The 21,267-nt window shown below is 55.4% G+C and carries 19 protein-coding genes; 2 read left to right on the top strand and 17 right to left on the bottom strand.

The features are described 5' to 3' along the window. Positions 1-48 precede the first annotated feature (48 nt). Together BQ7355_RS04090 and BQ7355_RS04085 are read right to left on the bottom strand one after the other, a co-directional pair. Positions 49-330 (bottom strand): DUF2442 domain-containing protein, encoded by a 282-nt coding sequence (locus tag BQ7355_RS04090; protein WP_072415049.1) that lies wholly within the window; start codon positions 328-330, stop codon positions 49-51. Between the two features lie 48 nt (positions 331-378). Next, positions 379-1,557 carry an IS110 family RNA-guided transposase gene (locus tag BQ7355_RS04085; RefSeq protein ID WP_072415048.1) on the bottom strand — a complete coding sequence of 393 codons (1,179 nt, stop codon included), beginning with the start codon at positions 1,555-1,557 and terminating at the stop codon, positions 379-381. 371 nt (positions 1,558-1,928) lie between these two features. On the opposite strand from BQ7355_RS04085, the gene BQ7355_RS04080 reads away from it, so the two are divergent. Both BQ7355_RS04080 and BQ7355_RS04075 read left to right on the top strand, forming a co-directional pair. Next, positions 1,929-2,219, top strand: coding sequence for a nucleotidyltransferase family protein (locus BQ7355_RS04080; RefSeq protein WP_143761719.1), 291 nt, complete (start codon positions 1,929-1,931; stop codon positions 2,217-2,219). Beyond that, positions 2,203-2,598, top strand: a complete 396-nt coding sequence (locus tag BQ7355_RS04075) for an HI0074 family nucleotidyltransferase substrate-binding subunit (RefSeq protein ID WP_072415047.1) — start codon at positions 2,203-2,205, stop codon at positions 2,596-2,598. Before BQ7355_RS04080 ends, BQ7355_RS04075 begins: the two co-directional genes overlap by 17 nt. Positions 2,599-2,851: 253 nt before the next feature. Here BQ7355_RS04075 and BQ7355_RS09475 read toward each other — a convergent pair whose 3' ends face one another. The 15 genes from BQ7355_RS09475 to BQ7355_RS04005 form a co-directional block, all read right to left on the bottom strand. Continuing rightward, a complete protein-coding gene (locus BQ7355_RS09475) occupies positions 2,852-3,160 on the bottom strand; it encodes a type II toxin-antitoxin system RelE/ParE family toxin (protein WP_072415046.1) in 309 nt (102 codons plus the stop codon). Further along, on the bottom strand, positions 3,153-3,422 hold the full coding sequence (locus tag BQ7355_RS04065; protein ID WP_072415045.1) for a type II toxin-antitoxin system Phd/YefM family antitoxin: 270 nt from the start codon (positions 3,420-3,422) through the stop codon (positions 3,153-3,155). The genes BQ7355_RS09475 and BQ7355_RS04065 overlap by 8 nt, the downstream gene beginning before the upstream one ends. A 183-nt stretch (positions 3,423-3,605) precedes the next feature. After that, positions 3,606-4,625: a dTDP-glucose 4,6-dehydratase gene (rfbB, locus tag BQ7355_RS04060; RefSeq protein WP_072415044.1), complete on the bottom strand. Its 1,020-nt coding sequence runs from the start codon at positions 4,623-4,625 to the stop codon at positions 3,606-3,608. A gap of 163 nt (positions 4,626-4,788) precedes the next feature. Next, positions 4,789-6,081 (bottom strand): RNA-binding domain-containing protein, encoded by a 1,293-nt coding sequence (locus tag BQ7355_RS04055; RefSeq protein ID WP_072415043.1) that lies wholly within the window; start codon positions 6,079-6,081, stop codon positions 4,789-4,791. 78 nt (positions 6,082-6,159) lie between these two features. Further along, on the bottom strand, positions 6,160-6,525 hold the full coding sequence (locus BQ7355_RS04050; protein WP_072415042.1) for a helix-turn-helix domain-containing protein: 366 nt from the start codon (positions 6,523-6,525) through the stop codon (positions 6,160-6,162). Between the two features lie 321 nt (positions 6,526-6,846). Further along, on the bottom strand, positions 6,847-10,731 hold the full coding sequence (locus tag BQ7355_RS04045; protein ID WP_143761717.1) for a YobI family P-loop NTPase: 3,885 nt from the start codon (positions 10,729-10,731) through the stop codon (positions 6,847-6,849). A gap of 530 nt (positions 10,732-11,261) precedes the next feature. Beyond that, on the bottom strand, positions 11,262-11,492 hold the full coding sequence (locus BQ7355_RS04040; RefSeq protein ID WP_205407560.1) for a hypothetical protein: 231 nt from the start codon (positions 11,490-11,492) through the stop codon (positions 11,262-11,264). Positions 11,493-11,653: 161 nt separating this feature from the next. Then, positions 11,654-12,748, bottom strand: a complete 1,095-nt coding sequence (wecB, locus tag BQ7355_RS04035; protein WP_072415040.1) for a non-hydrolyzing UDP-N-acetylglucosamine 2-epimerase — start codon at positions 12,746-12,748, stop codon at positions 11,654-11,656. A 3-nt stretch (positions 12,749-12,751) separates the two neighbouring features. Then, the gene (locus tag BQ7355_RS04030; RefSeq protein ID WP_072415039.1) at positions 12,752-14,044 is read right to left on the bottom strand and encodes an oligosaccharide flippase family protein; all 1,293 of its coding nucleotides are present in this window, start codon (positions 14,042-14,044) and stop codon (positions 12,752-12,754) included. Then, positions 14,045-15,157, bottom strand: coding sequence for a polysaccharide pyruvyl transferase family protein (locus tag BQ7355_RS04025; RefSeq protein ID WP_072415038.1), 1,113 nt, complete (start codon positions 15,155-15,157; stop codon positions 14,045-14,047). A 3-nt stretch (positions 15,158-15,160) separates the two neighbouring features. Next, a complete protein-coding gene (locus tag BQ7355_RS04020) occupies positions 15,161-16,342 on the bottom strand; it encodes a Coenzyme F420 hydrogenase/dehydrogenase, beta subunit C-terminal domain (RefSeq protein ID WP_072415037.1) in 1,182 nt (393 codons plus the stop codon). Further along, positions 16,284-17,612, bottom strand: a complete 1,329-nt coding sequence (locus BQ7355_RS09055) for a hypothetical protein (RefSeq protein ID WP_143761715.1) — start codon at positions 17,610-17,612, stop codon at positions 16,284-16,286. The genes BQ7355_RS04020 and BQ7355_RS09055 overlap by 59 nt, the downstream gene beginning before the upstream one ends. Before the next feature lie 201 nt (positions 17,613-17,813). Next, positions 17,814-18,935 (bottom strand): glycosyltransferase family protein, encoded by a 1,122-nt coding sequence (locus BQ7355_RS04015; RefSeq protein WP_072415036.1) that lies wholly within the window; start codon positions 18,933-18,935, stop codon positions 17,814-17,816. Next, positions 18,928-20,154 (bottom strand): glycosyltransferase family 4 protein, encoded by a 1,227-nt coding sequence (locus BQ7355_RS08960; protein WP_083581540.1) that lies wholly within the window; start codon positions 20,152-20,154, stop codon positions 18,928-18,930. The genes BQ7355_RS04015 and BQ7355_RS08960 overlap by 8 nt, the downstream gene beginning before the upstream one ends. Continuing rightward, positions 20,151-21,266 (bottom strand): glycosyltransferase family 1 protein, encoded by a 1,116-nt coding sequence (locus BQ7355_RS04005; RefSeq protein WP_072415034.1) that lies wholly within the window; start codon positions 21,264-21,266, stop codon positions 20,151-20,153. Before BQ7355_RS04005 ends, BQ7355_RS08960 begins: the two co-directional genes overlap by 4 nt. Position 21,267: the final 1 nt, after the last annotated feature.

Below are 21,267 nucleotides of genomic sequence, written 5' to 3'. Positions count from 1 at the left end.
ACAGCGCCACGCGAGAAGCACGCCGGCAGGCCGAGCCGGCAGAACACCCTATGCAATACGCTGGCATTCGAAGCTTCGTTCGTATAACGCTTCCGGCGCGATATCGATTTCCCCGTCACACCACGTCAAGACGCCATGGTCGATCCCGAATTCACGAAGCACGGCTTCGTCTGCTAGCGGTTTGAACGCCGGAAGGGACGGAAGGCAGGACGCATCGAACAGACGGGTCTCACCCGTCGAGAACATAATGAGAAAGATGTGATCGCCAACGTAACGTGTCTCTATGGTTTTGTCAAGCGGCGGGGACCGCTCGATTTCAGCATAACGCATCGGGACGCGCGCAGGCGCCCTCTCCTCCGACTAGGTTGTCCCTGAGCGCTACCGACGGGGCTCGTACGGGACCGCGTCCCACATGACCGCGTAGACGACCTTCATCCTCTTCCTCGCGACGGCCTTCAGCGCCTTGTTGTGCCTCATCCCCCTCGCCCTGCACTCGTCGTAGTACCTTCCGAACCTGTTGTCCGTGCCGACGAGGGAGTTGCAGCTGAATATCAGGAGGTTCTTGAGCTGCTTGTTGCCGCCGCGCTGCGGGGAGGTCGACCTCACGCTGGTGCCGGACCTGCTGTCGGCGGGCGCCACCCCGCAGTAGCTCGCGAGCTCGTGGTGGCTCCCGAACAGCGAGATGTCGACCGCGGTGACCAGCGCCGCGGCGGTCTTCGGCCCTATGCCGGGTATCGTGAGCAGGCTCTCGTAGACCTCGTCGCCGGCCAGCGCCTCTCCTATGAGCCCGTCGAGCTCGGCGACGTCGGAGTCCAGCGCGGATATCTCGCGCGCCAGCATGCGCACCGAGACGTCCTCTCCCGCGCCGGCGCCCCTCCCGGACCCCGCCGACGCGTCGAGCGCCTCCCAGAACTCCCTGGCCCTCGCGGCCGGCGCGCCCGCGCGCCGCGCGGCGTCGGCGAACGCGCCCCATCCGGCGGCCGAGCAGCCGGGCGCGCCGCCGAGCTCGGAGAGCACCGCCATCTGCCACGGCGACGACGGGTCCACGGCGCGCTCCAGCTCCGGGCCGGCCTCGAGCAGGACGGCGCGGAACCTGTTCTTCGCCCTGGTCCTGGACGCGACGGCGTACTCGCGCTGCGACGACAGCGCCCTCAGCGACCTGGCGGCGGCGTCCTCCGCGGCGATCGGCCTGAGCGCCTGCGGCATGCCCATGGCGGTGCGGGCGATGACCTCGGCGTCGATCGCGTCGGTCTTGGCGATGCCGGGCATCATGTCGCGCGCCCGCTTCTCGGCGTAGCCGGGCAGGTAGGCGCACCTGCGCCCCAGCGCGTGCGCCCTGGCCAGGACGAGCGCGCCGATGTTGCGCTTCTGGTCGACGACGACCAGCGCGGCGTCCCCGGCGCGCTCCGGCGGCCGGTCTATCGCGTCCGGCCTGTTGTCGAGGTCGGCCCTGAAGACGACCCCGCCGGCGGCGTCGAGCGCGCAGGCGCTGTGCCTGCTCTTGCCGACGTCGATCCCCAGGTAGGCCGCCGGCCCGTGCTTCTTCGCTGCGCCCATGGTGTATCCTCTCCCTTGAGCCGGCCGGAGGCGGCGGAAGCGACACCCACATTACCCGGCCGTGGCGTCACGCGCCCGGCACATCTCTATCAGTCGTTTCCCCGCCGCCGCACCCCCCCCGGGCCCTCGGCGATCGGTCGGGGCAGGGGCAGACGGCCATCCGGGGCGGTCGGTCGGCGACCATCGGAACGGCCCAATCGTATCCCCGCATCTCGTCTATGGATACGGGATTGAAGGAAAGGGCCGCCCTCGCGGACGACTCAAACTGTAATGGGCAATCGTCCCCTCGGGCGCTAAGCTCTTTCGGCTCTGCCCGAAACCAGACAATGGAGTATGATGGGCGTCGAGAAACGCACGGCAGATGAGGGCGTATGCGAAACATGGAGCACGTCTACAATCAGATACGCGAGATATGTGCGGAAGAGCGCGCAGTGCGCGTCATGCTCTTCGGTTCCCGCGCCCGCGGGACCGCGGAAGAGAAGAGCGATATCGACCTTGCCGTATGGGGCTGTCCGGACTTTCCGCACCTCGAAGATCGCCTCGACAACGAATTGTGGTCACTGCTCCAGCTAGATGTCGTCAACATGGACGAGAGCTCATCGCACGAGCTGCTCGAAGAGGTGCTGAAGGACGGGAAGGTGCTGTATGAAGAAGTTCGATAGCTACTCCTCCGCACTCGAGACCCTCAGACGATCAAAGGACCAGGATTTGGAGAACGAGTTCGTGCGAGGAGGCATCATCGCCAAGTTTTCCCTGCAATTCGAACTCGGATGGAAGCTCTTAAAAGAGCTCATGAAATACGAAGGCGACCGCGTCGCTGCGACCGGCTCTCCTCGAGAGATTATCAAGGCAGCATACGCCTACTATGATTGGATGGACGAGGAGATCTGGTTGCACATGCTGCGCGATCGAAACGACACGGCCCACATCTACGACGCCGAGCTTGCCGAGCGGCTGGTCGCAACCATCATTGACCAATACATCCCCGAGTTCGAGCGCATGAACAACAACATAGCCGAGCGCTATGCGGACATCCTGTAAGGGCAGATGCTTGGAATGGGATGGTGACGGCGCGGCAGCACCCCGTTTCAACGCGATGGCAGGCGTGTGCCCACAATCTCTTGCAGCATCATCAAGCCGGTGATCCACGCGCCGGTGCGCACCCGCTACCATACAAGTGCGCAAGCTGAAGAGCGGGCGGGCGGAGACTCGCCACGATCCAAAAAAGTCCCGCCACTTCCCCTTCCGCACTCAAAGAACGTCCTCGACTTACAGCATGCCCAAGGCAAGCGCATTACTCCAAAACATCGCGGACATAATCCTGCGACCGGTGGAATACATGGAGGACCTTGAGGAATTCATCTGCGACGGAATAGATTGCGACATACCTGCCCACCCGAAACGAACGGTAGCCCCTCTGCGCGAGCTCGGAATGAACGCATAGCGGATGCGAGCGAGGAAACGAGCAAGCGAGCTCGGCCTGATGTTTGAATTCCTGGATAAAAGAACGCGCCGCGCCCGGAGAGGCGGGCTCGTCTTCAAGGTACTGGGCGATGCCGCGTAACTCCATCGCAGCGCCCTTCGAGACGACAAGCTTAAGCATCGTAACGATCCAACAGCGCATCCAGGAACGTGCCGCCATCGAAGCACTCACCGGAATCGAATTCGAGCTCCGCGCGGTCCAATCGACGCATAAGACGCTCGTGAGCTAGCTCGCTTTTGAGACCGTCATAGGCCTCCGGCGTCATGACGATCAGGGCGTCACGCCCATTGCGCGTCACCGTCACGGGATCCTTGGATCCCTCGACAACCGAGAGAAACTTAGCGGTGTCCTTCATATCGCGGACGGGAACGCAGAGCGCCATAGCTGCCTCCTCATACTGTGGCTATATCGTACCACAGTATGAGGAGATCGAGATTGTGCCAGACGTCCCGAGGTTGAGCGAACGCCCAGCAAGCAAAAACCTCGTGCACTGCGGGCCCGACGTCGGGCAGCGAGTGCACGGGGCTCACCGTTGCGCTATGTGCAGGGAAGGCTTGCGGGCGGGCTACTGGCCCTGCGCCCGGTAGCGGACCTCGGTGGCCTCCTTGGCCGGGCGCCACCAGGGCTCGTTCTCGCGGTACCACTCGATGGTCTCGGCGAGGCCGGCGGCGAAGTCGGTGCGGGCGGGCTCCCAGCCCAGCTCGCGGCGGAGCTTCGCGCTGTCGATGGCGTAGCGGCGGTCGTGGCCGGGGCGGTCGCGGACCCAGTCGAAGTCGTCCTCGGGCCGGCCGAAGGCGCGCAGGATCTCGCGCAGGACCGCGAGGTTGTCGCGCTCCCCGTCGGCGCCGATCAGGTAGGTCTCGCCGATGCGGCCCTTCGTGAGGATGCACCAGACGGCGGAGCTGTGGTCCTCGGTGTGGATCCAGTCGCGGACGTTCCTCCCGTCGCCGTAGAGCTTGGGGCGCACCCCGTCGATCAGGTTGGTGATCTGCCTGGGGATGAACTTCTCCACGTGCTGGTAGGGCCCGTAGTTGTTGGAGCAGTTGGAGATGGTGGCGCGCAGGCCGAACGTCCTCACCCAGGTGCGCACGAGCATGTCGGAGGCCGCCTTGGTGGAGCTGTACGGGCTTGAAGGCCTGTACGGGGTCTCCTCGGTGAAGCGGGCCGGGTCGTCGAGCGCCAGGTCGCCGTAGACCTCGTCGGTGGAGACGTGGTGGTAGCGCACGCCGTGCTTCCGGCACGCCTCGATGAGCGTGTAGGTGCCCCGGACGTTGGTCTCCAGGAAGGGCGAGGGGTCGGCGATGGAGTTGTCGTTGTGGGACTCGGCGGCGTAGTGCACCACGGCGTCGGCGCCGGCCACGAGGCGGTCCACCAGACCCTCGTCGCAGATGTCGCCGACCACGAGCTCGACGCGGTCGGAGGGCAGCCCCGCGATGTTCCCCGGGTTGCCGGCGTAGGTGAGCTTGTCCAGCACGGTGACGTGGACGCCGGGGTGCTCGCGCACGACGTGGTGGACGAAGTTGCTCCCGATGAAGCCGCAGCCGCCGGTGACGACTATGTTCTCGGGCTCGAAGGTTCCGCCCATTCGCTCCTCCCATCCTTGAGCCAAACTCCCGACGTGTCCATCGCTTCCATCCGCCGTGAAACCCTGCACAGCAGCAAACATAGGGATCCTCTCCATACGGCAAAACACCCAGCGGCCGAAACAACGCGCGTCACTCATCGAGCACCGAAGCCCGACGCCGGGACTATAGCAGGCGATACCGAGTCCCCCTGCCCGATCCGGTCCTCATAGCGCGGCCGCTGCTCACAAGGTCCGCCAGAATCCGAACTGCCGTCGACTGGCTGACCCCAAGGTCAGCTTGAACCTCTGCTCGGGTCCGAGCGCCATCGGCAAGCGAGCGCATCGCCGCCTCCGGCAGCGATCCCATGGACTCGGACACCCTCGCATCCGGCGCATTCCTGTTCGGCAAGACGATCGAAAACGTATTCGCCGTCACCGCTATCTCCGGGAACAGCCCCTCCCCCTCATAGCTTTCGCGCATCCTGCCGATGCCGGTCCCGTATGCCTCGATAAGCTCCAGGCGGAACAGCACGTTGGCGAGCGCACGGTTGCGCGGCATGGAGATTCGAGCGGAAAGGTCTTCGTATTCGATGCCCGTCGGCAGCCCCCCAAGCGACACGATCTCCACCGCCGACGGCATGACGGAAACGAGCGTGGGGCCGGACAGCGCGTACTCGCGATGCGCGACCGAGTTCACGAGGGCCTCTCGAAGCGCAACGGCGGGGTAGTCGTAGTGGTCGATCCGCCCGAGGCCTAAGAACTCGGTCCGATAGTGGTTATGGGCCTCGAGAAACGCATAGGCGTCGGCGAGCTGCTTGAGAATCGAGCCCTCGTACTCGCAGCGCTCGGTGAACACGTTCCGGCCGTCGTCGGAAAACGCGGCGGCCTTCACCGTCGGGGGGCATTGATCCGACAGCAGGAGCCCCAGGTTCGTGAAGGCACCGTCCGGATTGAGCATACCCAGCGTCCGCATCTCTCCGGACTCAAGCGGAAGCCCCCTCTTCGCGAACTCCGCTTGCGCATAGCGAAACGTGAGGTCCTGGTTCATCGAGAGACGGGCTTCGAACACGTCTCCCTCGCATTCGCGAATCATGCGGATGATGGCGGAATCGCTTGCGGGCACGCTCGCGGCGCCCGAGCGAATGTAGACGCCCTCCGGACGGGGGCCCTTCGACGCCAGATAGTACGAGCGTTTGACGCCCCTGCCAACATGAACCGCGATCACGTCGCGCCCATCGATCGCCTCCGGCACTACGGATATCATCATGAGGATGTCGGGCTTGACCGAGCCCCTGAGGAGGCTCGTCACGCGTGTCATCTCCGCGTCAACGTCATCGACGCCGACAGGGACGCCCTCGTCATCGACGCCGATGTACAGCGTTCCGCCGCCCGTGTTGGCGAACTCGATGATCGTCTTGACCGCGTTCGAATTCATCTCGCGCTTGAACTCTACGGTCTCCCCTTCTCGAACGCCCATATTCCCATCCTTCTATTCATACCTAGTCAAATCTAATCATTCTAATCATCAGTTGAGTAGATGTGAATGGGTTCAGTTCTATGTATCCGCCGCAAAGTACGCAGGCCGCCCCCGCGAAACGCCGACACCATCCGATTGTGCGTCTATGTTAAACATCAAAGGGGAAATACCCGGCAAGCAGCAAAAGCCCTCGGCCTTCATGCACTTCATGATTCCCTGGATAGAGCTCAACCGGAAGCTATCGGAGCTGCTCTTCACACTAATGTGGTAGACGTCGATCACCGACATGGGTAAGTAGCTAGCATCGATGCCTTCCTCGCGCATCTTCGCGGCGCACTTCGCGACCGTCGCCTTGCTGCACCGCAGTGAGCGCGCCGCGTCGTTCCAGCTCACCCCCCCCCCCTTTTTGAGCAGCTGCACCATGATCGCCTTCTTGGTGGCCATGGCAGGCCTCCTTTCCGTCGTCGGGACCGCCCGGATGGCGGCGCCCTCTGTAGAGAAGGTTATTGTGGGAGAGGTGGTACCGGATGTGCGGAACGTCGGTACTCAGCAAACGGAACAGCGGTACTATTTGAGCGTACTACTCAATCCGGACTGATCGATGCTCGTGGATAAGCCGGGGCATCAACCACCATACCCGAATTGGCCTCCGACGCACTGGCTATAGCCGAGAGCGCCGCCTGCACGAAGAAATGAACACCCCTCTCCACGCAGGCAACTATCACTGAAAGAGGCGGCAAGCATCCGAACTCACCCGCACTTTGTTTAACCGTCTAACATGGAAGTGCGCTTGTATATTCGAATGCCCTTATCCTCGTTGGCCGACTTCGAAGAAACAATTTTTAGCAGCTTAGCTGCAGAAGCTGCAATCTTGTAATTGCTATCGGTGAGAGGAAGTCTTATGGACCTGGTCTTTCTATCGCATATCTTGGCGTACTGTCCCCCAAGCTCTCTCAACGCCCCCTCTAGTTGAGTGCTCGTAAGGCCCGAAGCGCAAAGCGCCACAGCATCAATCTTGTATGACAGGGGAATCTCCAGCCTTAGCCAGGGTTCCAAGTGCTCCCAAGTAGAGCTCTCGTCCAGCGCGGATTCCAACACGCCTTCTGGCGGCATGCAACTCAGTCGAGACAACGCAACTGCGGCGTCCGCATAATCATTTGCCATGGCCGCACACGCATCCAAAGCCCCTTCAGGGTCATCAATGATAAGGGTGCACAGCGCCGTTTTTTGAAGCTTCTTGCTCCTCATAATGTAAACGACATCACTAGGGAAGAGATCAGCGGCCCTGATGGGCTCCTCTTCACGCAGCAGCTGAACAAGGCACCGTTCCCTCAACTCCCATCCAGCATCACGCAGTCTCCTGTATACATCCACGGACGCTTCAACGACGCCGGATTCCAGCAAACTGACAAGCAGCTCTTTGCGGCAATACGAATCAAGCGAAATATCGTTTACTGCAAACGGAAGCCCATCGCAATATCCGTCGAACAGGGCCACAATGCGACTCTCTGCCTCTTCATCATTAAGCTCGTTGCAGAGAATTATTGCACGGGCCAGTTCGTTAGCTCCAACCCCACCGACAAGTTCACCTTTGACCTCAAAAGCCTGATTCGCAAGCAGGGCGTCAACCGCATGTTCAACCTCTGACGAACCCCCTGCGTCCTTTGCGGCGCTCATTATGCAAGAGATATTGTACGAGGACGGCGCGATGTGACCGTGTTCAACAAGAAGGTCAAGCAACCGGACCCCCTGCGAAAGAACGCTCTCGTCAAATAGCTCGTTCGCCAAGTCGTACACGTCGTCAATGACCATGTCTTTGCTACAAAGCCCTATCAACATTCCCAGCAAAGATTCGTCAGAACCGGCTAGGCCAACGCAGATGACGAAGGGCTCATGCTCAAACGACGAGAACGCGAATTCCCCCGTTTCCAAACATGAGAGATACTCGTTAAGCGCGCCCGAGTTGCGAACAATCCTAGCGAATACAGATCGATGCAGACTGAACAAGCGTTCAAGCGGAAGCACCGAGGATGCATTTGTCGCGATCATTAGATTGTCGCGAGTGATAACGAATAGACCGCGCTCGACAATCTCTTGAACGAATAGATCATCGACATTCGACAATATCGGCGCTTCGAAACCTGAATCTTCGAAAACCAAAAGCGCTTTATGGAAAGCCCCAGGCGCCATCAGCGTCTCATCGAGAAGCAAGGTCTCCCATTTCGATCCAAGCCAACATGAGAAGCCCTCGACCGAGTAGGTCTTTTCCTCATTTAGGGATCCCAGAGCAAAGAACATAGCTTTTAGGCGTAGTTCGCTGGGAACAACGCCGTCGATTATCAACGGTATGATGTTGTCGAGCTCGGCCGACATGGTGCCAAGTACCGTGTTGTTAAGCCAATACTCTTCATCCTTCTCTTCAATGAACCTCACGAGGAGCTTCTTTCCTTGTCCGTCCATTGATTTGCATGCAGACCTTACCATCAGCTTGGCAAAATCCTGCTCATGAACAACCAGATAACCTAATAGGTCACAATTGAACGTGCATGCGTTTTCGTACTGGTCGACTCCAAGCCTCTTGATAAGCTCGGCGCAATCACCATCATCAAGAGGAAAGTCAATCGCCGTTCTGTTGTGATTAACATGGTTCGTGATGAAATTGATCACCGACGCCCGTCCCTCATCGGGAAACAGCGCGGTATAGAGACGGTAATCTTTACCGATAAAACCATTCAAAATCAGCTGCGCCGCCAATGGGTCAGGTGCGTCTCTCAGTACCACCTCTTCAAAGGTACGTTCGACTTGACTGTCTCCTTTGTTTCGAAGCCAAGTCAGCCCTTTTACATCTGGATAATCAGCGCCCAGCAGAGCATCAATTTCTTCCCGCAACTCTTTCTCTCTGCTCCCTGGATTAGAAGCAGCTTTGAAAAGAGCAAGGTCTTCGCTCTTCAGATTCATAAGGAAGATGAGTTGGTTCTTCGAAAAGCCCCCGTCCAGTTGGTATCCTCTCCTGTACTCGCTAACGGCAATTTCTCCGTCATCAGGCAAGGAAATGAATACTTCCCAGAACTCAACAGCCTTCAGCTCCTGGCTGCTATAGGAGTTTGATTGCATTTTCAAAGTTGGATGTCCACCGTATAGCTTGGAGAGCGCGTGGTTCAATCTTTCTCCAAGTTCCAACGCCCTCTCGCTTAATGTCTTGTCTGCCAGCTCCGAACTCTTGCACCATGCCAGCTCTTCTTTTAGTGCTGACACTTTAGCCTCAACGGCGCTGAAATACGCTTCATATACCTTATTTAGCCATCCGTCGCCAACGCGAGCATTTTCAAATTCCCGTGGGTGAATGTTTTTGAATATGGTCATGGCCAGAATCGCGCTTTCGCGCAATCCGAGATTTACCCCTCGGCGCGTATGCGGACCCATCTGGTCGAATAAAACCAAGTATTCGTTTCGTATGGCTTTGATTAACCTCATATCGACAAGGCTGGGAGCGGCGGTTCTGAGACAGCGGTCAAATTTCTCCCTCTCCTCTTCATCCTTTATTAATTTGAGTTCCGCTTTGAAAATCGCCTTCATATGGTCATAGGCGCTCAAATCCGAAAGGAACGGCATGAGAGGAATAACTTCGTCAAAGAACTTGACCCTTCCGCTTCCAGGGACCGTTCCCCCTTTCGACTCAGAAGAGCTGTACTCGCCAGTTGCTTCAAATGAATCGGGTTCGAAAACGCTGTCTCTTAAGGCGTATATAAAATGTATTTTCTTCTCATTCCCCTTCTTCTTTATGCCGTCGGCGTTATTCAGAAGCAGATTCAACTCCCTAAGATGTTCGAATATTAAAGGGTTGTCGAACCGATCAAGATCTTCAAATATCACCGTATCGTATTCATTGGCCTCGAAAAAATAGAGGATCTCATCGAGGTATTGATCGAAATAGGAAAACGATCCCTCCTCTAGCTTGATCGTCGCACCCATCGCAGATAGCCCACCGATCGTAATGCGGCTCCACTTGGGGACAATGAATCTATATATGATGGCAGACAGGCACAGAGCCAATAGGGCAGGCGTGATAACCAAAATATAGTGGCTCTTCACAAGGGAGATCCACACCGATAACTTGTCCGTAGTGTTATCAGCACAGTAGACCACCAAGATCGCTGCGATCACGACCGCCAAAGAAACTAGTAAAGACATAATCATTTGTCGGGATTTCGGCGTTGGGTGTATTCGGTTGAATCGAGACTTCGGCGTTTTAGACGGATCGCCCTGATATAAGAGCTGCCTTACAATCTCCCTTTCCAGCTCATTTGTCAGGCCGTCCTGATCGCGCTTGCAACCAAATCCGCCTGCATCTTCCCCCTGAGCCGTGTCTTGTGTTCTTTCATCAACCCTCTTAGGCGCAAGGGTCGAAAGCCCGATGGAAATGCACTTGTCCGGATGCTGCTCCCTAAATCGACTCAAAATGCTGCTCTTGCCGCTGCCATAAGGTCCGGCAAGAGCCACATTCGAAAGTCCGTCTTGATATACCGCATGTTCCAACAGCTCAACATGCATTGAATGTTGAGTTTCAACGTATTGTGGACACAGCTGCATCAGGCGGCCAGCGCTGCTGTTTTGAATCTTTTTCTCTGCGGTGTTTGCTGACTTTATCATGGTCTATTTATCCCGTTCTTTCGGATTCTGAATAGACTCTGCCCATTTTAAATCTAATGAAAGACCGGTTGACCTCATCCATTTATATCGAACCATATCCGGACCTATATCAGAACTCAGATATACGCCTCGGAATTCGGATACGGATCCGGATATTGAGCGGGAGCCATCAATAACAATCGTAAGTACTGCACCTAGTTAGAATGGAGGTGCTAACTATGTACAGTACCCAACAACCGCGCTTGCCAACAGCCTCGATATCGCGACTCAGCAGACCGCGCTCGTCGATACCCGCGAGGGTGAAGCAGGGCTGCCCCTTCTGGCAGCGAGGGGCCCGATCTGCTTGCCAACCGCGACCTGACCGGGGCATTACTCACCAAAGCCCTAAATCAAGAGAGCCCCTGGCGGCCGAAGCCGTCGAGGGCTGAAAACCAGGCGACATGGGAAAACCTAGTCCCGCTTGAACAGGTCCCTCGTGTACACCTTGTCTGCGACGTTGACGAGGTCGTCGCTCCAGCGGTTGACCACGATCACGCCGCAGCGCGCCTTAAGCGCCTCGAGATCGTGCGTGACCTCGGAACCGAAGAAGTCGGACGCGGCCAGTGTGGGCCTCGGGGCATCATGACGGGAATGCTCTTGGCCTTCACGCGCTTCATGATCCCTTGGATGGAGCTCGCGCGGAAGTTGTCGAAGTTGCTCTTCATGGTGAGGCGGTAGACGCCGACCACCGGCATGGGCTCGCCGGCGTACACCAATGACATCACGCGGTCGATTGACACGGCCGCAAAAGTTGACGGAAGCCTCTGCAGCACCAACCGAACAGTAATTGGCCGCAGAACTGCACCCCGATATAAATTAGAGGCTGCAATCCCAAGTCGCAGCCCCATTACATCAATTAGGAATCCATGCAGATCTGCCCGGCTTACCCCGCAAGTACGTCCGCGATCCGCTCGCTCGCGTGCCCGTCGCCGTAAGGGTTCGATGCGCGGGACATGCGCGCGTACTCGTCCGCATCGGAGAGCAGGCGGCTGAACTCGCGGCAGATCACGTCCTCGTCGGTGCCCACGAGCTTGAGGGTCCCCGCCTCGACGCCCTCGGGGCGCTCGGTGGTGTCGCGCATCACGAGCACCGGCTTGCCGAGCCCGGGCGCCTCCTCCTGGATGCCGCCGGAGTCGGTGAGGATGAGATGCGAGGCAGCCATGAAGTTGTGGAAGTCCAGGACCTCGAGCGGCTCGACGATGCGCAGGCGGTCGAAGCCGTCGAGCTCCTCGTGGGCGGCCTTGCGCACCAGGGGGTTCATGTGGATGGGGTAGATCGCCTTGGTGTCGGGGTGCTCCTCCATCACGCGGCGGATGGCGCGGAACATGCGGTGCATGGGCTCGCCCAGGTTCTCGCGGCGATGCGCGGTGACCAGGATGAGGCGGCTGCCGCGGGCCCACTCCAGCTCCGGGTGCGCGTAGCCCTCGCGCACCGTGGTGGCGAGCGCGTCGATCCCCGTGTTGCCGGTGACCCAGATGCGGTCGGTGGGCTTCCCCTCGTCCAGCAGGTTCCGCCTGCTCGCCTCGGTGGGCGCGAAGTAGTACCCGGAGACGATGTCGACCGCCTGTCGGTTGAACTCCTCCGGCCAGGGGCTGTAGATGTCGCGCGTGCGCAGGCCCGCCTCGACGTGGCCGACCGGGATCTGCAGGTAGAAGCACGCCAGCGCGGCGGCGAAGCTCGTCGTGGTGTCGCCGTGGACGAGGACCACGTCGGGGCGCTCCGCCTCGAGGACCGCCTTGAGCCTGAGCAGCACGTCGCAGGTCACGTCGAACAGGGTCTGGCCCGGCTTCATGATCGCCAGGTCGTGGTCGGGCACGACGTCGAACACCCGCAGCACCTGCTCGAGCATCTCGCGGTGCTGGCCCGTCACGCAGACGGTCGTCTCGAACTCGCCCGGACGGGACTTGATCTCGTTGACGAGCGGGCACATCTTGATGGCCTCCGGACGCGTGCCGAAGACAAGCATGACTTTCTTCATTAGCTATTCCCTTCCGTTACAACCAATGCGCATGCTAGGAGCCACCGCCTTTAACCGTGAGGGCCCGACGACAATAAGAAGCGACAGGATTAGCGCCATAGTTAAAGCGGCTTCCGAAATAGCAATCGCAGATGCCACTCCCATAGCTCCAAATGAATAACCTAATAAGAAATTAAGTGCCAACGACAGAATCGAATCAGCAATCATAAGAGCGCTGTAGATGGATTGGCGTCCAAAAGGAATCAAGAGTTGAACACCTATAAAATTGTTCACGATTCCCAGCAAGACCCACATTGCAAGCGGGATAAGCGTATCCGCACACAGAAGATATTCTTCGCCAAACAACAGACTTACCAAAGGGACCCGTAAAACAGCAATACCAAAAAGACCCAAACCAAACAGAACGACCGTTGGCAAGCCGAACCTAACCACCAATTTCGCAGCTCCGCGCCTAGATTTGATGCACTCTTCATTGATGCGCGGATAAAGAGCCTGGCCGATTGGCGTGAACATAAGACTTACCATTTGGGGAATCTTCAGTATGGCAGCATAGGAACCGACAATCGCACTTGTACTATAACTGCCAAGCACCGTTATGCCGACATTGCCAATCAGCTTCCCCGCAGCAGATGAGAGGAAAATCGGCATGCCGTCTCGCATCTCTTCCAGTATCTGTCGCAGCGACGGTAGCCCAATCCGAACGCCATAGCGCTTCCGTGCAAATATATGAGTAATCAAACCTGAGAGCAAAAACGTGATGGAATAAAGAAGGGAATAGAGCATCAACTGATTGGGATACTTGATAAGCAGAAACACCAAGAGAACCGAAAGGCTTCTCGCGGCTGCAGTGGCAATTGTAATCACCTTCATGTCCTGAAGCCCTTGAAACAGCCAGTTCAGCTGAATCGCAATGCCTACAAGCATCGAAAACAACACCAACATACATGCAAGTTGATCGCCCGTTGCAGCAGAAGTTGCGCCCAGCACCAAGACGATGAGAAAGCAGACACCGACAAGACCCATGCGAGCAAAGACGACAGCCGAGACAAGCCGATTGAGCTCCGTGACATTCTTGGTTCCTACGACCTTCTTTGTCGCGCTTAAGTTGAAGCCATATTCAATAACCAGCTGGAAATACGTAACCCAATTGAGGGCAATTGAAAACACGCCATAGCCATCAGTACCGAAAACCCTGGTCACGTAAGGCACAGTAACAAAAGGTAGCAGGATATTGACTGCCTGCAACGCAAGCAACCAACCGGCATTCTCAAGCAGCTTTTTTTCTCTAATATGCACTTACTCCCCCAGCATCATGTCTAGGAACGCAATTTGCCTTTCTCGAATAGTGCCGAGACCCTCCATGGCATCAGGCGGCGGACAGGCGCACAGCCTTTCCACATCCGCACGAGCATCGCCATTGTCTATAACCACGCTACGCATGGTTTCCCCAGTCTTCTCCAACAAATCGCGCTTGCGCCAATCATGGGACTTGGCTTTGGGCTCAAACGAAATAAACCTCTTATTAAAAATCAAAGAGAATGCCGTCCCGTGAAACGAATCGGTGCATACAAAGGAGGCGCGGGAAAAGCAGTCCAAAAACTCCTCAGGCCCCGCATCGGTAATCATCTGCGGTCTAAATGAATCAATGCCATATCGAACATTCAGGACTTTAAACGGAAGCCCCAGTTTTTTCGCAACAAGCTCGATGAGCTCAAGGTAGCGTTTCGACATCTCCTTATTGATGAAATAGCCGAGCACATAGCCATCATCACGCATTTCAATTCCCGATGCAGCAGCCCAAGTGCTTGAGTCAAGCAGAAAAACAGGATCATCGACCACATGCGGCGATCGCCCGCAAACAAGTTGAACAGTGGGGGCATCAGTTTTTTCTCGCACGCTTAGCACGTCGAACTCTCGTAGCTTTTCTGCATGACAGCCAAGGTCCTCCTCTGTTGCGCTCCCCAAGCTTGCAGCAAAGCTGCCCTTTCGTGCGGATGTCTCGAAAGGGAAAAGAAAGGCGCAATCGAAATCGGCAATCTTGGGATTAAAAACTTGGTCGCTTCCGCTGATGAGCAGGTCAAACCCTTCTGAGTTCACATAATCCTGCATCTCGCCCACACTCCTAAACCTTGGAGTAAGGCGAAGCTCGCTATTTTCATATTGAGCAAAACGCCGCTCCTTCGTCTTTCGAGCTGCCTCGAAAGGAAGTAATGCCGCGTTCACGGCCAGATTTGCAACAATACCATCGCGCTTATGGTGCAGTGAGTTGTTCTTCTCCTGCCGTTCGCTCTTGTAGTTAAGCACCCAGACATCATGGCCCATGGACAACAATTTTGTCTGCAAAGCATAACATTGCAGAATAGCGCCGTAATTCCTTGCAAAGTGATACGTGATAATGCCGATCTTCATGGCTTACCCCCTACTTCCAACACATCGCCTCACTGCATGCTTCAATGAATATCGCCAACAACAAAGTTTCGACGCCCTCATGAACCCGATCTTACGCATGAGCGGATAAAAGAATGACCTTGCAAACGGCCTGCTCACCGGATGATGAAGGGGAATGTTGTCTGCAGTTGCAGCCTCAAGCGGAACTTTCTGAATGCGGCCCAGACTCCCGAGCTGTCCCAGCAACTCCGCCCCCTTTTTTGTGTTTTCTAAAATCAGGGAAGTCGAGCCGCGCACATAACCCTCTTCAAGCGATTCCGACCAATAGTCCCCTAGAGTCAGGTCGCCCGCTCTTTCCTGCCTCGCAAAAGGACACTGGTAGCAGCTTTCCCGCAACGAAACTTGATACATAAATGCCCGGGTGAAGAGGTTATCTCCTCCTACCTGATCGCAGCGGTCCCCATCAGCAAAGGAAAGTCGAGATACATAGTGGCCCTCTTCACCCTTAACTTTTGCCCTAAAGACATGCTGAAGAAGTTTTGAACCCTTCCGCTTTTCAACTTCACGGCGATAGGCATCAATTGATGTCCTTGAAGGAACCCCTTGGCAAATGATGTCAATTAAATAAAGACCGTGTTGGAGACGTTTCGGAACTGCATTCTTGACAGCAAGCACCTGACAGGGCGTGCCGCAGAACAGCACGCACACCCCCTGCTTCAAGGCGCTTTCTATCTTTACGAAATCACTCGATTTTAAATCGCACTGATAATACTTGGACCCAGCGAAAGAACTCAATTCTTCCCCTGTCGACACAAGTTCAAAAGAAGAGCCCTTCTGAACATCGTCGGATACGGCGATAACAGCACCGCCGTCACTTACAAAAGCGCGAGCGATCGAGCTAAACGCTCCACCAGAGGCACTTGTAGACAGGATTGAGCTGGTTTTCGCAGTGTAGCAATAGGCATTCTTGGAACGCTGGAGAGTATTGTTGTTTAACGGGCAGGCTTTCTCACACTTGCCACAATCAATGCACGTCGTTTTGTCTATCCGTGGAAAGGAAAAACCTTCAGAGTCCACAGCCATTTCGATGCAGCCAACAGGACAGGCTCTTTCGCAAGCACCACAGCCCGTGCAGTAGATTCCTTTATCAACGGCCATAGTCCCACGCCCTCTTTGCACGGTAAGCTCTTTCTGTGATTTGCTCATGGGGTTTCCTCCTAGAAATAAAGAGAGCGAAACCTTGCTGTATAAACAACAAAATGATTAGAGAAATATAGGCGTCGACACTTTGTGTTAGCAGAGCAACCAAAAGAATCAGAAGTGTTCCGCGAATAGATACAGCTTTTGCCTTATCAGCAAGCGCAATAAAACCAACCAACAACAATGGAGCGGCTATCAATCCTAAATACGAAAAATTCGCGATACACATCTCCCACCAACTAGGCGTCGTGCCCGCTGGAAGGAGAGGAATAGGAAGGTTGAGGATTGAAGATGTCAGATACTGAAAATGTTGATAGGGCTTAGCCGCCCATAGGAAACGGGGAACAAAGACAAGGAAGGTCGATAGGAAACTTTGACCGGGGAACTGCAAAATATGATCTCCGAGAAAAAGCTCGTGATGGATCACGTATTTCGTGACGTCATCACGACCAAAATCGACTCGAAGCATTTCATAAACGCTGTCAAAGCTCGTGTCGGAAAGTGGTCGGATACCAATTAGATAGAACGCAGAAAATGCAGCGAGGCACAGCAGCCCCATGGGTATCAATAGCCTAATCTTCCTTCTATTAGCTTCGGACACTTCGACACTAAGCATAAAGAATAGATAGACCATCAACATCAGAGCAATCATGAATCGTTTACCGGAAATCCATGCCAATGCCCCGCTATAAACAATAAACGTCATGATGTGAATGCCGGTTCTTTTTGACCTCCCAAAAAACCATATTGCTGCAGAAATAAGCCCAATCAAAAGAAACGCATTCACCGCAACGCTTGACCCCTCCGGCATGCCGCGAGTGGCAGGGTCACCATATATTTTTAAATAAGGTAGTAACCCGCTAAAGACAACGTGGACAAGGGGGAGCAGCATCCCCAGACACAACAACGGATTGCATTCGCCTAATGAAGTTGACCATTTAAGTGCTGCGGTACGATCCTCTTTGCGAAAATGAGAAACGCAATAGAAATGAATAGCTATTATCGAAGAAAGAATCAAACCGTCATAGACTATCGACACATCATCATTTGCCATCGCTTCAACGAATGGCGCATACCAGTAAATTGTTCTATATTTTGGCAAGCCGATCAGATAGTCAAATAGTATTGGCAGTACGCAAAAAAGCCAAGTAACCGCGATGACATAATTTCCCAACGAAGTGTTGCGTCCAGTCAAAAGCCTATCCACTGCCCTGATTGCCAGATATGAGGACATTAGAATCAGCACCCAATCAATGACGATACGCATCAGAGCCATATCTTGAAACTTCCTCTCGAAGCAGGCCTGTTCTTTGGCTATTTGTTCGGTGTGAACAAAAATGCAAGCAAAAACCCAATGAGAAGTAGCGACCCTTCAGGCCAAGCAGGATTGATCAGGAACTCATTGGATGAATAGAGAGGTCCACCATCCATACGCCCAGCCATAGTGGTGCAGCCAGCCGATGGTTTGACGCTCCCACTAATGCCCATGCCGCATGACCCCCAAGTCTGCAAGCATGTGCCTCATTGTGGAAAGATTATCGGTATGCTCAAAAAATGCGGTTGCCGCTTTCGCATATGCGTCGTAATCTGCATCCATTTTTGTAAGGGCATCGGCGATAGAGTTGGACTCCATCTTCACGCATTCTGCACATCCCCATGCCCCCACAGTGTTCGTCAATCCGGGGATATCGTTCGCAAGCATAGGCATGCCGAAGGATGAATATTCATATATCTTGTTTGGCGCACAAAATGCCTTATTGAGGTTGGCACCATCATAAAATACAACGCCAAATCTAGCCCTGCTGGTTATCTCCAAATGCTTAGGCGCGGGAATGCTCTCATAATAGCGGGTGCCCTCGTAAACCTTCTTGATGCGCGGGGCCATCCCATTTCGGTCGATCCCCATGAGCACAAGTGGATAATGACCGCCGAGCAACTTAAGCGCTCTCGCAATCTCAGCCACCGATTCTTCGTTTTGAAGAATACCCTGATAGATAACGAAATCGCTCCCGCCAAGCTCATCAATGATCCTTCTCGTGACGTCACAAGACAGGGGAAGTTCACGACGGAGTGCCATACCGTATGGCTTGTTTGGGAAGACATATGGCAGGGACTCGAGGTCCCACCAGCTTTTCATGATATATGCCCTTGCTGTTTCGCACGCCGTGCAAGCGACGGCCCTTCTGCACAACGGGCCAAGCAGCGCCTTTTTCATAGGCAGGTCGTCATAAAGCTCGAGAGCAGAAACAACATAATGAAAGCCCGAGAGAGCGCCCTCAAGAGGCATGACCGATTCAGCAGTGCCAAACCAGAGCAACGTCGATTCCTTATCCAGCTGGTGAAGCCTTTTGACTACCGCGGATCGAAATGCCAGCCAATTGGAGACAACATCCAATTTTCCAGAATACTTTCCGCGAAGGTCAACAAGCTCGATGAACGGGATGCCCTTTTCGGACATGATGTCTATGGCGGTCTGTTTACTCGACCCATACCAGACCTCGATGTCAATTCCCAAGTCACTAATCATCTGAATCTGAGATAGGCACGGAGGATAGTACGCCAAGTCTGACTTAACGATATAGACTACTTTTCTATACATTTTGTTCCTCATATAAACTGATGATGCGACTGGCATACGTCGCATAGCTACGGTCGCTACGCAGTGCGTCGATATCGGCGGCTATGTTTCGGCACATGCGCTCATAGAAGACTTGATCTTCAATTTGAGACAAGGACTCGCATAGCGAATCGACGTCTCCGCTCCTGAACCACAATCCGTTTTCACGGTTTTTGATATAGGCAGTTGCCCCGCATGTATCCGGAACAACCGAGGGGATCCCCGATGCGAACATCGCCTCAAGGCACACCAAAGGCGACGCCTCGTAACAGGACGAGGTCATGACCAGTGCCCTACTGGCAAAGAACTGTTCAGAAAGCTCTCTCTTGTCGCACCATCCCTTAAACTCCAAGTTTGGGTATTCGGATTTCAGGCGCTCCAGCTCTGGGCCATCGCCGCAAATCGTCCCCCGCAACCCAAGCCTTGCGAGCGCCCTGCAAAAAAGCTCGGGATTCTTTTCTTTATCAAGACGCCCCACAAAAAGGTAACCAGTCTTCTTGCGTGGATTCCCAAGGCAAACACCATCTTCTACCGCGATAGGATTGGGCAAGTAGACAGGCTTGCCATCGTCAAACGGATTTCCCCGCAAAATGTCGTAGGTGAAATCGGAAAGGTAGCACAGCGTCGGCTTAGCGCGTCCGATGGATTTGGTCTGCCTTGCAATGCGCCATAGCCTATACAGTTTTTGCGCATAGCTACGCTTGTCACAGTTTCTAAGTACGCAAGCACGCGAACACGGCTCAAGGTGACATATCTCGTTCTTTTGGTAATCGTAAAATCCTCCATTGGGACACATCAGAAAGTAATCGTGTAGCGTAACAACTGACTTGAAGCCCTCGTCCGCAATCGCATCAAAGATGGAAGACGACAGTGCATGGGTCCAAGAGTGGATATGAACCACGGTATCCATGGAATCAAACTCTGCGAGAAGACCACGAAGCTTTTCATATGATTTGGAGCTGTGAATGCCCTCCAAAGCCGCATTCACCTTATTTGGGGCATCAAGAAAAGGCCTCTCATGTGCAACGACTACGCGAAAGCCCGCAAGGCGCTCATGAATAGGCCCGCAACCGGCATAATAAACGACATTGTAGCCACGATCACGCAGAACAGCAGCAGTCACATAGGCAATCTGCGCAGTACCGCCGAGGTTGTCAGCAGTATCATCAACGACGATAACGTTCTTGACTCTTCGGCTCATTGCCCTTTCACCCCTTTAGAAAGCTCTAGGTACCTTTTGGTAAGTCGTTCGCCCTGGCTCTTAATGTCATAATCGGCAAACGCGGAAGCCCGGAAGGATGCACGCTCTTCGTTCGTTCTTTGCCCGGTTCCGCAGATGACATCCGCCCACACCCTAGGGTCGTCTATGGGCAGGAAACGGCTGGTGCCAGTGACATCAACCTCACGGGTAATGGCGTCCGATAGGAAACACGGCAAACCCGCTACCTGTGCCTCGACGCCGACGAGGCCCAGGCCCTCGTAGAGGCTGGGCAGCGCGAACGCATCGAAAGCCTGGTATAGCTTCTCGACATCCGCCCGCTGACCGAGGAACCTCACCTTGTCCGCAACCATGCGTTCGGCAGCCCAGCTCTCCGCGAGAGCCTCGGCTTCGCCGGTGCCCACGAGAAGAAGCACAGCGTCAGGACGACGCTTTACCACTTCCGAGAACACCTCGATGAGAAAACGATGGTTCTTCTGAGCCGTGAATCTGCCAACATGACCAATGGCAAACTGGTCGCCGACGAGGCCCAGCTCAGCCCGCGCCTCGGCTCGTGTGCTCACGTCAAAGATGAAGCGGCTTAGGTCAACCGCATTGTGGATAACCTCGAAGTCGGCTCCCACGCCGAAAAGCCACTTACCCGCTAATTCGCTACACGCGAACCGTTGCGTGGGATAGCGGTTCGACTGGGTCCTCAGCACCGCCTTCAGCGCGTTCTTGGCATACTCGCCCTTACCACTCGTGGAATGGCTGTGGGCGATGCGGACCGGTACTCCCGCCTTCTTGGCGGCATGAAGGGGAAATACGCTGAGCGCATTAATGTGGCTATGAACAATCTCCCAGCCCTGAACTCGAAAAAGAAACTTCAACGCCTGTTGATATTCAAGAACGTTCTGGTACGGCGGCACAACGAAAACACGCCCGCCAAACGACTCGATCTCTTCCGTCGGAACAAGCGTCGAGTCGGCATCGACCAGGAAATCGAACTGTACCTTCGACCTGTCAATGTGGCGATAGTAGTTCATGACCACCTGCTCGACGCCGCCGCCGACCATCTTTCCCATCACGTGGGCAACTCGAATAGGTTCAGCCATC

The organism is Collinsella phocaeensis (genome assembly GCF_900119895.1).
Classification (GTDB): Bacteria; Actinomycetota; Coriobacteriia; order Coriobacteriales; family Coriobacteriaceae; genus Collinsella; species Collinsella phocaeensis.
Note: the sequence above shows the minus strand (reverse complement) of the source record. Positions and strands in the feature narration are given on the sequence as shown.